Genomic DNA, 13,022 nt, shown 5'->3' on the forward strand with positions numbered 1-13,022 from the left:
CTAATTAACCGTGGGTGTATTTGTATATTTAATCATCATGCTTCCATTTCTCATCTTTGCCATTGTATTATCGCAAGGAAAAGGGACATTTTTAATAGCTGGCTTTAACACAATGTCACAGGAAGAAAAAGAAAAGTATAACGAAATAGCACTTGCAAAATTTATGGGTAAAATGATGTATGGTTATTGTTTTTGTGTACTGCTATGGGTGCTGAATGAATTATTTCATACACAATGGTTATTTAGTGTAGGGCTTGTTCTTTTCATAGTACTTACGATATTTTTAATGATCTATATGAACACAGGCAATCGATTTAAAAGATAAAGAATACAAATGGACTTGATCAGTATAATGACAAGTCCATTTGTATTTTTTGTTTGAGAATCATTATCAACTAGCGAAAATTCTGTTAAACTAGAGGCATGTCAATGGTTAATCTAGAAGGAGTGCTAGAGCTCAATGAAATTAAGCGATCATATACTTTTATGGAATCACGCGTATATTAAAATAATGGATATACGTTTTATGAAGATGGAACAAGGAGAAGCTTTTGGCCCGTATCGATTGCCAGCAAATGCTTTTCTTTATACTAAAAGAGGCGGTGCTCAAATATGGATTGATAAAAATAGCTATTTGGTACAGACCTTTCATGTTCTGCATGCAGGAAAAGGGGTGTGTATACGGATTGTAGCGGAGAAGGAATTTGAATATTATATGATTTTCTATAAAGCAACGCTATCATTACCAAAGCGGCAAGAAATTGTAGCTTTATTGGAAAACGACAATCCGTTCCGATATCAGTATGCTTTTGCGCCAGCTAACCCACTTACACTACTTGATAAAGCGGAGCAGATGAATATAGTTTGGTTGCAATCTGATGATAAAGAGTTGAAAAATTTACATATAAAATCTTTGTTTTATCAATATGTCTATGAATTATTCCGACAAATGCACACACAAGGGATTCACCCAGTAAAGCAAGATTTAGTCACAGAAGCAGCTCGTTACATAGAGGAACATTATCATATGCCTTTGACGCTTGAAAAATTGGCTCAGGAATTATCATGTAGTGTTGGTTATTTATCAAAGCTGTTTAAAGAAAAAATGCATACGAGCCCGATTCATTATTTGGGTGCAATACGTATAAAACAAGCAGCGAAATTACTAGTACAAACAGATGCGACATTGCAGGAAATTGCCGAGCATGTCGGCTATCCCGACGGCTATTCATTAAGCCGAAGCTTTAAACGACATAAAGGCATATCTCCAGTTCAATTTAAAGTAGCGTGGAGACAAAAACGCCAAGGTGAAGATGAAGAATTGCCACTTTGGAAAAGAAGATATGCTATTCTCCCTCATAAAATCGAGTGGTATATTGATGATGAAATTGAAAATCATTATCAACGAAAGGGAGCAAGCGAAATGTATAAGTTTAAAAACATGAAGGTAACGGCCATGACGTTGCTTATGTGCCTATCATTGTTACTAGCAGCATGCACAAATGCAACAAATACAAACGGCGCCTCACCAGCGGCAAATCAAGTAGAAACAAAGGCGAATAGTGGGCAAGAAGTGATGCAAGAAGGAAAAACAAGAATTGTTTCTACGCCAAGAGGGGATGTAGAAATTCCAGCACAACCACAACGTGTTGCAGCTGACCAATATATGGGACAACTTTTAAAGCTAGGAATTATTCCAATCGGTGTCCGTGAAGGAATGTTAACGGAAGGGTGGATAGAAAAATCAGATATTCCTCAAGAAACACTAGATAAAATTGAAAATTTAGGTAACTTTCCAATGAACCCCGAAAAATTAATTATGTTAGAGCCAGATTTAATCATTGGGTCGATTGAGAAAAACATTGAACAATATGAAAAAATTGGAACAACGGTTTTTATCCCCTATTGGGAAGAACTTTCAACTGCAGGGCCTTTGGAAAAATTCAGAAGAATTGCTGAAGTATTTGGAAAAGAGCAGGAAGCGGAGCAATGGATAGAAGAATATGAACGTAAGGTAGAAGATGCTCGAAAACAAATAGATGGCATCATTAAAGAAGGCGAAACGGTGTCAATCGTGCAATTAAGCCCTACAGGTTTGTTTGTGTTAGCTGCTGAGGGTGGGAATTATGGTAGTAATACCATTTATCAGATGTTGAAATTACCTCCGACAGAACAAGCATTAAATATGAAAGAAGGCTTTGAAAATATCTCATTAGAGGTGCTACCAGAGTATTTAGGTGATCATGTATTCGTCTATGTGAATTCGCAGGAAGATGCAGAAGAGATTTTGAACAGCCCAATCTGGCAAGGAGCCCCTGCTGTGAAAAATGGCCATGTTTATATGTATGGTGAATTCGATGATGAATTTGTGATGGAAGATCCGTATTCTTTAGATCTTCAACTTGAGAAAATTGTCAAAGTTTTATTAGAGAAAAAGCAGTGACCAACAATACTTGAACTTGTATTAACATGAACATTTACCCTCCCTGTTTGCTTGTTTTTAGACAAATGAGGAGGGTTTGCGTTGAAATTGGATCTAATGCTAATAATTTGTGTATTTTGTAGGACTATTTTTTAAATAGTAATCGCATAGAATATCTTAAGTGAAGTAGAACCCTTTAATGCTGGTTCTTTTTTTTTATAGATATGCTTTAAAATTTAAATATTTAGAAAACCGTAAAATTAGTGTCACGAATATGCTCGAAAAAGAACTATTTTCCTTATTTTCTGTAAAAATAGAATTTTTAGAATAATAAGTATTATTATAGAGGACATTAAAAATTTAATAAGTTAGGAGAATGGTTTAATATGTCTCAAATGTTAGCACTGACGATAGTACTTGCTATTCTTTACATCGGGGATATCGTCGCAACAAGAACAAAGGCGTGGATTCCATCTGTGTTCGTCTGTGCAGTATTATTTTTAGTCGGGTATTGGACTTTCTTCCCGAAGGATATTGTTAGTATTGCAGGGATTGGTCCAGTCGTTGCAACGATGTTAATGTATTTATTAATCACCAATATGGGCACACTTCTGTCGCTCAAGGAATTGAAAAACCAGTGGAAAGCGATTGTCATTTCATTGGCAGGTATTGTGGGAATTATTGCTTTTTTATTTACCATTGGTGCCATGATCTTTGATTTAAAAACGATGATTGTTGCAGTTCCGCCATTAGTTGGAGGGGTTGTAGCTGCGTTAGTCATGTCAGAAGGTGCTTCAGCAGCTGGTTTGGAGGATTTAGCGGTTTTTGCAATTGTTATCTATGTAATTCAAGGGTTTGCAGGTTATCCCATCACTTCGATTGTATTAAAACGTGAAGCAAAACGTTTATTAAAAGAACACCAACAAGGAAAACTACATGCGATCACGCAGGTGCAGGAAGAAGAAGAACCTGCCGCCGATCAGCCAAAATTATTTAGGAAGTTACCAGCAAAATATAATACAGAATACTTTAAATTTTTCCGTATAGCGTTTGTTGGATTATTGGCCTATGGTACATCTACTGTATTGGCACCCATAGTGACAGTCAATGCGCTAGTACTGTGCTTAGTGTTTGGTGTACTTGCTTCAACAATTGGTTTTTTAGAAAAGCAGCCATTACAAAAAGCTAATGGCTTCGGCTTTGCCATTATGGGATTAATGCTCTTTATATTTGATGGCTTAAAACAGGCATCTCCTGAAATGTTGATGCGTATTATTGTGCCATTAGTTGTTTCGATTGCCTTAGCTGTAATCGGTATGTATATTTTCTCTTTCATTGCAGGGAAAATATTAAAAGTAAGCCCGAACTTAGCATTTGCGGTATCCTTAACAGCGCTATATGGTTTCCCGGCAGATTATATTTTAACAAATGAGGTTGTGAAATCATCCACGACGGATGAAAAAGAACGTGAAATGCTGTTAGGTCGTATGTTGCCACCCATGCTTGTTGGTGGTTTCATTAGTGTAACAATAACATCCGTTATTTTAGCAGGTATTTTCGTAAATTGGTTATAAAAAGGAGAGAGTAATTATGAATAAGATTAAACATATCATTGCAGATTGTAATAACGAGCTTGTGGCGATTCGTCAAAAATTACATAGTGAGCCAGAGCTTTCTTGGGAGGAATATGAAACTACGAATTATGTAGCAGCTTATTTAGATAAGCTTGGTATTCCTTATAGACGAACAGAGCCAACAGGTATTATTGCTGAGTTAAAAGGGGACAAGGAAGGAAAAACAGTTGCCCTACGTGCGGATATGGATGCCTTGCCAGTTTATGAAATTAAAGAGAATATTCCATATCGTTCTAAAACAGATGGAAAGATGCATGCTTGTGGTCATGACGCCCATACTGCCATGCTTTTGATTGCCGCAAAAACCTTACAGACAGTACGTGAGGAAATAGAAGGGACAGTTCGATTTATCTTCCAACCCGCTGAAGAAATAGCTACAGGGGCAAAAGCGATGGTCGAACAAGGCGCTATGGAAGGTGTAGATAACGCGTTTGGTATTCATATTTGGTCACAAATCGACACAGGAAAAATCCAGTGCAATAAAGGACCCGCATTTGCCTCTGCCGATATTTTTAAAGTAAACTTCAAAGGGCGCGGAGGGCATGCTGCAGGGCCACATGATGCCATTGATGCGGTAATGATCGCGTCGACCTTTGCGTTGAATGTCCAAACGGTTGTATCACGTACGGTCAATCCACTTCGTCCAGCTGTCTTAACAATTGGTAAAATGGACGTAGGTACCCGCTTCAATGTTATTGCCGAAGACGCTATTTTGGAAGGTACAGTGCGTTGCTTCGATCAAGATGTTCGTAGGCATATTGAAGCGCAAATTCGCCATTATGCGCAACAAGTAGCATCACTTTATGGTGGCACAGCAGAAGTTGTTTATGAATATGGCACACAAGCTGTCAACAACGATATAGCTAGTGCAGACCTAGTTAAGCGCCTAACAATTGAACATTTTGGCACCGAAGCTTATCATTTAGATGACCCAACAATGGGTGGTGAGGACTTTAGCTTTTATTTAGATGAAGTGCCTGGCTGCTTTGCACTAGTAGGCTCAGGAAATACAGAGAAAGATACACGTTGGGCACATCATAATGGTCATTTTGATATTGACGAAGATGGTTTGCGCATTGGAACCGAATTATATGTACAATATGCGCTAACTTGGTTAAGAGAAAACAAATAATGTGAAAATGCGAGCGACTTTTTCATTCATAATATTTTGTATAATTACATCCTAGCTGGTCATAATAAAAAAGATTTCACTTATGAAATCTATAATGATGAGGAGGATGAAAAATGAGTAGGTTCGAACAATTAGACCCCAAATCTCAAAAAATCCACCGCAACTGGTCAAGGATTAAGCGAGCAAAATCGCAAGTAAACGGGGAAACGGAGATTACCCTTCATAACCGTCTCTTGCGTAGTGAAGCAAAGGCCCGTCAGTTTTAATCATGCTAGAAAAGTAAGTGTCATCAAGCCCAGAAAAAATTCTGGGTTTTTCTTTTTGAGTAAAAACATGAAATACAATGTATAATAATACTGTATAAGGATGGTATTGGTATTTTATAAAATAGAAAAGGGAGGGAAGGCCTTGATCTATCCTATTCCAACATATTTACAGCGATTTTCAAAAAATATACAACAGCCAGAAGTAGTTGACTCGCAATTACAGCTTCGCTCGAGTACAAATAACAAAAAGTTTGAAATTTGGTATTATGGTGATTTACTATCCCTCGATGGAGAAGTTTTACCATTCATTTCAGGTTCAACTGCTAAAATTGTTGCAAGGGACCCTTTAACTGCAGAAGAAATTTTGCTTTTTGATGGGACTCTACATGGTTATAATGCATTGTTTTGCGATGAATATACAGAAGAAGAACGAATCAACCGTCCTCTTCAGAAATATGACATGCCCGCTACTGAAGTGGTTTTATCATTTTTTTACAATATTGATTATGATGAAGAAGTGGATGACTATGAAATAGATGAACAAGGAAATGTACAGCTCATTAATGGTGAATCAATAGATTGGGAGACGATAAAAAGAAATGGCTATGATGCATTTGCTTTTTATTTCAAAAAAGAGGATGGCACATTACTAGCATTTGCCCAAGAAGAATTAGCATAGTGTGAAAGGAATCAAATCAGATGCAACTATTTCAATTTACTCAGGATTTAGCTAATCAAATTCATCCATATCAATCCATGAATTCGTTTTATCAGAAAATCATGAAAACAGAAGTTCCAGCGAATATCGGATTTATCTATATTGAGCCTAATGGTGTAGTAGGTATGCATGAAGCTCCGGTTCCACAATTATTTGTTGTTATTCAGGGCGAAGGTTGGGTTTGTGGTGAGGATGGCAAAAGGGTCGAAATGAAAACAGGAGAGGGCGTTCTTTGGCAACAAGGACAAGCACATGAATCTGGCAGTACGACAGGATTAACAGCGCTTGTGATCCAGGCCGAGCAATTAAATATTACATAAACAAAAGTGTAACGGCTGTCGTTCCGTTACACTTTTTGAAATGAAAATTATTTATAAACATAGAATGTGTGTTCGTGTTTTTGGTATAGTGAATATCATAATAGGTTAGGAGGAGATAGCAATGAGCAACGCAGAAAATTTTAAAAAACTGTTTAAAGAGTTTGGTCTAGAGCACAAAACTAAGCAACTATTATCTTTCGCAAGAGACTCAATTCAAATGTACGTCAATCACTGCTCTGATGAAGATATTCCTATGGGATACTCAAAAATAGGTGGCTGTCCGGACGTACCAACTGATTTTTCATGGCCTTATAAAAACGAAGATACTCCATTGTACTTTCTTTGCCAGCTAAATGTAAACGATATCAAACCATATGATACAAACAGTTTATTGCCTTCAGATGGTATACTATCCTTTTTCTATGACGCGGTGGAACAACCATGGGGGTATGATCCAAAAGATTGTGATGGCTTTAAAGTTTTCTACTTCACACACCCCATTGATAGACTCTCTAGAATGAACACTCCTACAGTTTTACATGCGCATGGGAGCATTGAAAGCGCGAGTCTTCAATTTAACAATGAATTGACTCTGCCACCATGGGAATCGCCATACTCGCATGAAATTGATGAAATTTTAAATGAAAAGGAAGCAGAAAATTATAGCGAGCTTCGCTATGAAAGCGTTGATGGGGAACAGGCTATCCATCGCATTGACGGTTTTCCAGATGCTATTCAAGGAGATATGTATTTAGAATGTCAACTAGTGACAAATGGCTTATATTGTGGCGATTTAACTGGATATAATGATCCTTTACGAAAGGAATTGGAAGCTGGAGCAACTGACTGGCGATTATTGCTGCAACTGGATTCTGAGGAAGACCTCGGGTTTATGTGGGGAGATAGCGGTACATTGTATTTTTGGATTCGAGAGGAAGATTGTCAAAATAAACGGTTTGATCAAGCTTGGGTTGTCTTACAATGCTATTAGAACTTCAAAACGAAAAAGTTTAAAAATCCGTTATACTTTTTCGTTTTGTTTAACCAATTTCACTGTTTTTAACAGATGACCTTCCAATAACTCATCAAATTCTTCTATTTTTACAAAGCCCTTTGCTAAATAAAAATGCATACCAATCGTATTTTCTTTCTCTACACAAACAAATAATGACGATAAGTTTGGTAGCATCTGTATTCCCTTCTGTAAAAGCACTGAACCGATTCCTTTACCTTGCATATCTGGATGTAGATAGATGGCGAACAGCTCTGCTTCTCCACTGGTAACATTTGAAAAATTGGCAAAACCCACTAATGATTCATCCTGGAAGGCAACTAAAAATAGGCTGTTGACTAGACGTGCCGATAATTGGTCACTACTATAGGCCATTTGTATAAAGGTATCTTGGATTTTGCGAGGTATGATTCCTTCGTATGTATGATGCCAGCTTTTACTAGCAATTTCTTGTACAAAAGTAATGTCATTTTCTTGCATCTGTCGTATAATAAGTGTCAACACTTTTCACCTGCTATTCCAATTTTTATCTTTATTGTAACATACAATCAGATAGGGGATGACTTCATGCAAGTAGTTGAAAAAGCATTTGGCTATATTACGAGAGAGCATGGGGAACAAATGCAAGTACTCGTATTTGAACAAAATACAGTAGGGGCAGGTATTCAAGTTCCAAAAGGCACGGTTGAAGAAGGGGAAACCCCATTAGAGGCTGTTAAACGTGAGATGTTGGAGGAGACAGGCTTAACAACCCTTATCGTCCAAGGGCTCATTGCGCAGGATTACTTTAATCATCCATCAGGTGTTTTACAGAAACGTTATTTTTATCATTTAACATCCGATGAAACACGGGAAGCGTGGCAACATTATCCTACAGGAATGAATGAAACAGATTTACTATTTTCTTTTTACTGGATTTCAGCTGAGCAAGACACAATGTTAGCAAAAGGGCATGGCGATTATTTATATCGCGTGTTAGCTAAGGTGAAAAATTGAACGTTCAAAGATAAAACCGCGTCATAATGGCGCGGTTTTAACGTTTATTCAATTAAGCTTTTGCAGCAATCTCTAAAGCTTGCGCAAAATCGGCTAATAAATCCTCTACATGCTCAAGTCCTACAGAAAAACGTAAAAGTCCATCTGTGATACCACGTTTGGCACGTTCTTCAGGCTCCATAGCAGCATGACTCATCTTTGCCGGATAGGAGAGAATCGATTCCACACCACCAAGTGAGACAGCGAAAACTGGAATTTTCATCGCCTCGACTAATGCCTTTGCGGCAGCATAGCTTGGTAGACGGAAGGATAAGACAGCTCCAGGGCTTGTACTTTGACGCTGATGGATATCATGACCAGGATGTGATGCGAGACCAGGATAGTAGACCTGTTCTACTAGTGGTTGAGTAGTTAAAAACTCTGCGATCTTTTGTGCAGATTCCGCAGAACGGCTAAAGCGTACATCTGTCGTTTTGATGTTCTGCAAGAGAGTGAAAGAATCTTGCACACCCAAAATATTGCCAAATGAATTTTGGATAAAGTATAGGTCCTGACCTAGCTTTTCATCAGCTGTTACTGTTAATCCTGCAATAATATCAGAATGACCAGATAAAAACTTCGTCGCACTATGAATGACGACATCCACACCAAGTACTAACGGCCGTTGATGTAATGGTGTCATAAATGTATTATCCAAAAATGTGAGGCATTGGTGTTGTTTCGCCAGTTCAACCACACCATGAATATCTGTAATGCCTAACGTTGGGTTAGATGGTGTTTCCATATAAAGCAGTTTTGTAGCCGGTGTTATAGCGGCTTCCACGGCTGCTAAATCCGTGAAATCTACAAATGTATGGGAAATCCCAAAGCGTGGTAATACTTTTGTCACAAAACGATATGTTCCGCCATAAACATCTTCAGTCATAACAATATGATCACCTTGCGATAACAGCATTAAAGCGGCTGAAACAGCAGCAATCCCTGAAGAAAAGGCATGAGCACGAACTCCACCTTCAAGCTCTGCCATAGCTTTTTCTAATGCATCGCGCGTAGGGTTACCTGAACGAGCATAATCATATTCTCCAAATTCATCAATACTCTCTTGATGGAAAGTGGAGGAAAGGTACATAGGGACATTAACTGCCCCTTTTTTATTTGCGTAGCCATCGCGAACACCTGCGTGAATGAGGCTAGTTTCAATATGTTGCTTCATAAATTATGCCTCTTTTCTAAGGATATCGAATACTTGTTGTAAGTCTGCAATTAAATCTTCGGCTTCTTCAATGCCAACAGAGAAGCGTAATAAACGATCACAAACGCCACGCTCAACTCGCTCTTCATAAGGCATATCTGCATGTGTTTGTGTAGCAGGGTATGTAATAAAGCTTTCCACACCGCCAAGGCTTTCAGCAAAAGTAATTAACTTCAAGTTACGAAGGAATGGATCGATCCATTCAGGTTTTTGCAATCGGAATGACAGCATACCACCTTTTCCTGTATAAAGGACATCTGTTACTAATGCCTCTTCTTCTAAATAAGCAGCAATAGCTTTTGCATTCGCATCATGTTGTTTCAAGCGAAGATGCATTGTTTTTAAGCCGCGAATAAGTAACCAAGAATCCATTGCCCCAAGCACCATACCGCTACCATTATGAATAAAGCCAATACGTTCAGCTAATTTTTCGCCTTTAGCTACTACTAGCCCTGCTAAGACATCATTATGTCCACCAATATATTTTGTTGCAGAGTGAAGTACAATGTCTGCTCCTAATTCTATAGGACGTTGGAAGTATGGAGTATAGAATGTATTATCAACAATTAACAAGGCACCATGCTTATGGGCTAGCTCAGCATATATTTGTAAATCAAATTCCTGCATAAGCGGATTAGTTGGTGTTTCAATGAATAATGCACGTGTATTTTCATTAATTAATGCTTCCACCTGTTCAACAGATTCAAATTTTGAATAAACAGGCTTGATATTATATGTTTCTTGGAAGAAGTTAAATAGTCTATATGTACCGCCGTATAAATCATCTGGCACCACTAATTCATCGCCTGGTTTAAATATGGATAATACCAATTGAATGGCAGCCATCCCAGAGCTACAGGCAAAGCCCATATCGCCACCCTCTAAATCAGCAATGCCTGCTTCTAAAAGAGCACGAGTTGGATTTTTTGTACGTGTATAGTCAAAGCCTGTAGATTCCCCAATCCCAGCATGTTTATAAGCAGTCGATAAATGAATAGGAGGACTAACAGCTCCCGTTGTTGGGTCACTTAAATTGCCTAGTTGTACAAGTTTTGTTTCAATACTTCTGTTTAATGTCATGACGTCACTCTTTTCTCCAATATTATGTAAAGCGACAATATTCGCTTTTCATTTAATAGTAGTAATCTCAATAATTGTTACCAATTTAACATGGATATTCAAGAAGAACAAGGGCGATTTCAGAAAATTAGCTAGATTATTTTATGTTAATCGTGTAAGAATAGTAGGATATGGCGGTAAGTTGATAATTTCCATTTATATTAGTATGGACTTAATGTAGTTCTAATGTAGAGTAGGAGAGCAATATTGAGTTTAAAGGAAGCTGAAACGAAGCCATTGAGAGCACCTTTATTCAAATGAAAAGAATCTGCCTCATTTGAATGAGACAGATTCTTGCTAGCGATAGATTAGGCTTGTTCTTTTTTTAATAAATCGCGAATTTCTTTTAGCAGCTCTTCTTTTGCATCCAATTCAGGAGCTGGGTCTTCCACGACAGCTTCTTCCTTTTTATTTGTAAGCTTCGTCATAATTCGTAAGGCCATAAAAATCGCAAACGCAATAATTAAAAAATCAATGATTGATTGTAAAAATACACCTAATTTGACTTGGGCATCACCTGAGCCATAGACAAAGCTTGCTGTTAAATCAATACCACCTGTTAACACACCCACTAAAGGCATAATGATATTTTCAACTAAGGAGGTAACAATTTTACCGAAAGCACCACCAATGACAACTGCTACTGCTAAATCGATAATATTGCCTTTCATCGCAAATTCTTTAAAGTCTTTCCACAAAATAATTTCCTCCCTATTATTAACCTTAAAATTAATCAATTTGTATTTTACTATATTTTTCCCAAGTCTTTCAACTGCTTTCATAGTGGAAATGATGTCCTACTGTTACTAGGTTGTATTGCTTAAAAAATTTTACAACATATATCGAAAAATTTGGTAATATGGAAGTAGACTACTAGACTAGGTGTGACTTATGGCTAAGAAAAAGAATAATAAACCGATGTTATCACCCGCCACAAAATTGGGTATGATAGCATTATTAATCCCAATAGCAATAACCGTATATGTTCTTACTTTTTTTGCATGGAAGGAGCTCCAAACCTTACCGATTTTTGAAAAGCTTGCACAACAAAAAGCAATAGAAGAAATTCAGGAACAGTTTGATATAAGCATTCCTGAGAAATTTATTCCAGTTTACATAGCGGCAGAGGAAAAGTATGGTGTACCATGGACCTTACTTGCTGCGCATCATCGCATTGAAACTCGTTTTTCGACGGTGAAAACCATGGTATCGTCAGCAGGTGCCGAGGGTCATATGCAATTCATGCCTTGCACATTTGTTGGTTGGAGGCATCCCACTTGCTCAGGTTTAGGAAAGGGAAGCATTTCAAAGGCAGAGTTAATGAGCCCAGAGACCATTGCCAAATATGGAGGGTATGGTGTAGATGCAAATGGAGATGGGATTGCAGATCCATATGATATAGAAGATGCAGTTTTTAGTGCAGCTAATTACTTGTCGAAATACGGTGCCGCAAAAGGTGAGATTAAAAAGGCCATTTTTCAATACAATCACAGTGAAAAATATGTGGAAAATGTGCTACATTACTACCAATTGTACAATGCTTATCATGATGAGTTAAAAGCGGCAGTTCTTTTAAATCGAGAAAAATAAAGAGCCATCACAATGGATGGCTCTTCATTGCATATTTAAGTCGCTTTACGCATACCTTTTAGAATAAGGCTTACGATAAAGATCAGCACGACAGCACCGATTAACGCAGGGAATACGTAAAAATCACTTACTCTCCAACCCCAATTCCCTAAAACCATACTACCGATCCAAGAACCGACAATTCCCGCAATAATATTTCCGATGATACCACCAGGTACATCCTTACCTAAAATTACACCCGCTAACCATCCAAGGATCCCTCCGATGATTAAATACCAAATGAAACTAATCATTATTTTCATCTCCTTAAAGTTAAGATATAATGGCGATTACTTAGTTATACCCTGAATGAAGCAGATTAAACGCTGCCATCTTTTTTAGTAATAATTACATGCTTTTATCAGGCTGTAGTTAACCTCGCAGCTATTTCACAATGCCCAATCGATCATCTGCAGGAGTGACAGCCAATCCATCTGCATAAATTGTCGGGAAAATGCCTACATTAGATACAACAGGTTTTATATTGTACATACACCGATTTTATCGCTTACTTCTATAGTA

The 13,022-nt window shown here is 37.7% G+C and carries 15 protein-coding genes; 10 read left to right on the plus strand and 5 right to left on the minus strand.

What is annotated here, in order from left to right:
- Positions 1-10: 10 nt before the first annotated feature.
- From AO843_RS07845 to AO843_RS07875, 8 genes are all read left to right on the plus strand, one after another.
- A complete protein-coding gene (locus AO843_RS07845) occupies positions 11-325 on the plus strand; it encodes a DUF3784 domain-containing protein (protein ID WP_082389414.1) in 315 nt (104 codons plus the stop codon).
- A gap of 135 nt (positions 326-460) precedes the next feature.
- Positions 461-2,443, plus strand: coding sequence for an ABC transporter substrate-binding protein (locus AO843_RS07850; RefSeq protein ID WP_054610565.1), 1,983 nt, complete (start codon positions 461-463; stop codon positions 2,441-2,443).
- Positions 2,444-2,808: 365 nt separating this feature from the next.
- Positions 2,809-3,996 carry a hypothetical protein gene (locus AO843_RS07855; RefSeq protein ID WP_054610566.1) on the plus strand — a complete coding sequence of 396 codons (1,188 nt, stop codon included), beginning with the start codon at positions 2,809-2,811 and terminating at the stop codon, positions 3,994-3,996.
- Between the two features lie 16 nt (positions 3,997-4,012).
- Positions 4,013-5,188 (plus strand): amidohydrolase, encoded by a 1,176-nt coding sequence (locus AO843_RS07860; protein ID WP_054610567.1) that lies wholly within the window; start codon positions 4,013-4,015, stop codon positions 5,186-5,188.
- A gap of 113 nt (positions 5,189-5,301) precedes the next feature.
- Positions 5,302-5,454 carry a YpzG family protein gene (locus AO843_RS23950; RefSeq protein WP_082389415.1) on the plus strand — a complete coding sequence of 51 codons (153 nt, stop codon included), beginning with the start codon at positions 5,302-5,304 and terminating at the stop codon, positions 5,452-5,454.
- Positions 5,455-5,596: 142 nt separating this feature from the next.
- On the plus strand, positions 5,597-6,133 hold the full coding sequence (locus tag AO843_RS07865) for a hypothetical protein (RefSeq protein ID WP_054610568.1): 537 nt from the start codon (positions 5,597-5,599) through the stop codon (positions 6,131-6,133).
- A gap of 20 nt (positions 6,134-6,153) precedes the next feature.
- Positions 6,154-6,492 (plus strand): cupin domain-containing protein, encoded by a 339-nt coding sequence (locus tag AO843_RS07870; RefSeq protein WP_054610569.1) that lies wholly within the window; start codon positions 6,154-6,156, stop codon positions 6,490-6,492.
- A gap of 121 nt (positions 6,493-6,613) precedes the next feature.
- Positions 6,614-7,483, plus strand: coding sequence for a YwqG family protein (locus tag AO843_RS07875; protein ID WP_054610570.1), 870 nt, complete (start codon positions 6,614-6,616; stop codon positions 7,481-7,483).
- 30 nt (positions 7,484-7,513) lie between these two features.
- Here AO843_RS07875 and AO843_RS07880 read toward each other — a convergent pair whose 3' ends face one another.
- Positions 7,514-8,005 (minus strand): GNAT family N-acetyltransferase, encoded by a 492-nt coding sequence (locus AO843_RS07880; RefSeq protein WP_054610571.1) that lies wholly within the window; start codon positions 8,003-8,005, stop codon positions 7,514-7,516.
- A 66-nt stretch (positions 8,006-8,071) separates the two neighbouring features.
- Between AO843_RS07880 and AO843_RS07885 the strand changes: the two genes are divergently transcribed.
- The gene (locus AO843_RS07885; protein WP_054610572.1) at positions 8,072-8,500 is read left to right on the plus strand and encodes an NUDIX hydrolase; all 429 of its coding nucleotides are present in this window, start codon (positions 8,072-8,074) and stop codon (positions 8,498-8,500) included.
- A gap of 52 nt (positions 8,501-8,552) precedes the next feature.
- Here the strand turns inward: AO843_RS07885 and AO843_RS07890 are convergent, their stop codons facing one another.
- The 3 genes from AO843_RS07890 to mscL form a co-directional block, all read right to left on the minus strand.
- Complete coding sequence (locus AO843_RS07890; RefSeq protein ID WP_054610573.1) at positions 8,553-9,713, minus strand: aminotransferase class I/II-fold pyridoxal phosphate-dependent enzyme; 1,161 nt, start codon at positions 9,711-9,713, stop codon at positions 8,553-8,555.
- 3 nt (positions 9,714-9,716) lie between these two features.
- Positions 9,717-10,832, minus strand: a complete 1,116-nt coding sequence (locus AO843_RS07895; protein ID WP_054610574.1) for a methionine biosynthesis PLP-dependent protein — start codon at positions 10,830-10,832, stop codon at positions 9,717-9,719.
- Positions 10,833-11,179: 347 nt separating this feature from the next.
- Entirely contained in the window at positions 11,180-11,569 is a 390-nt protein-coding gene (gene mscL / locus AO843_RS07900; RefSeq protein ID WP_054610575.1) for a large conductance mechanosensitive channel protein MscL, read from the minus strand.
- 193 nt (positions 11,570-11,762) lie between these two features.
- Here mscL and AO843_RS07905 point away from each other — a divergent pair, with 193 nt between their 5' ends.
- On the plus strand, positions 11,763-12,461 hold the full coding sequence (locus AO843_RS07905) for a lytic transglycosylase domain-containing protein (protein WP_054610576.1): 699 nt from the start codon (positions 11,763-11,765) through the stop codon (positions 12,459-12,461).
- A 35-nt stretch (positions 12,462-12,496) separates the two neighbouring features.
- Here AO843_RS07905 and AO843_RS07910 read toward each other — a convergent pair whose 3' ends face one another.
- On the minus strand, positions 12,497-12,754 hold the full coding sequence (locus AO843_RS07910; protein ID WP_036123271.1) for a GlsB/YeaQ/YmgE family stress response membrane protein: 258 nt from the start codon (positions 12,752-12,754) through the stop codon (positions 12,497-12,499).
- Positions 12,755-13,022: the final 268 nt, after the last annotated feature.

This window comes from Lysinibacillus sp. ZYM-1 (genome assembly GCF_001308875.1).
GTDB lineage: Bacteria > Bacillota > Bacilli > Bacillales_A > Planococcaceae > Lysinibacillus.

Bases quoted from the DNA above. Each gene is read 5' to 3' on its own strand.
- AO843_RS07895 (WP_054610574.1), bottom strand. From the start codon at position 10,832: ATGACATTAAACAGAAGTATTGAAACAAAACTTGTACAACTAGGCAAT.
- AO843_RS07885 (WP_054610572.1), top strand. From the start codon at position 8,072: ATGCAAGTAGTTGAAAAAGCATTTGGCTATATTACGAGAGAGCATGGG.
- AO843_RS07910 (WP_036123271.1), bottom strand. From the start codon at position 12,754: ATGATTAGTTTCATTTGGTATTTAATCATCGGAGGGATCCTTGGATGG.
- AO843_RS07850 (WP_054610565.1), top strand. From the start codon at position 461: ATGAAATTAAGCGATCATATACTTTTATGGAATCACGCGTATATTAAA.
- AO843_RS07870 (WP_054610569.1), top strand. From the start codon at position 6,154: ATGCAACTATTTCAATTTACTCAGGATTTAGCTAATCAAATTCATCCA.
- AO843_RS07875 (WP_054610570.1), top strand. From the start codon at position 6,614: ATGAGCAACGCAGAAAATTTTAAAAAACTGTTTAAAGAGTTTGGTCTA.
- AO843_RS07890 (WP_054610573.1), bottom strand. From the start codon at position 9,713: ATGAAGCAACATATTGAAACTAGCCTCATTCACGCAGGTGTTCGCGAT.
- AO843_RS07855 (WP_054610566.1), top strand. From the start codon at position 2,809: ATGTCTCAAATGTTAGCACTGACGATAGTACTTGCTATTCTTTACATC.
- AO843_RS07860 (WP_054610567.1), top strand. From the start codon at position 4,013: ATGAATAAGATTAAACATATCATTGCAGATTGTAATAACGAGCTTGTG.
- AO843_RS23950 (WP_082389415.1), top strand. From the start codon at position 5,302: ATGAGTAGGTTCGAACAATTAGACCCCAAATCTCAAAAAATCCACCGC.
- AO843_RS07905 (WP_054610576.1), top strand. From the start codon at position 11,763: ATGGCTAAGAAAAAGAATAATAAACCGATGTTATCACCCGCCACAAAA.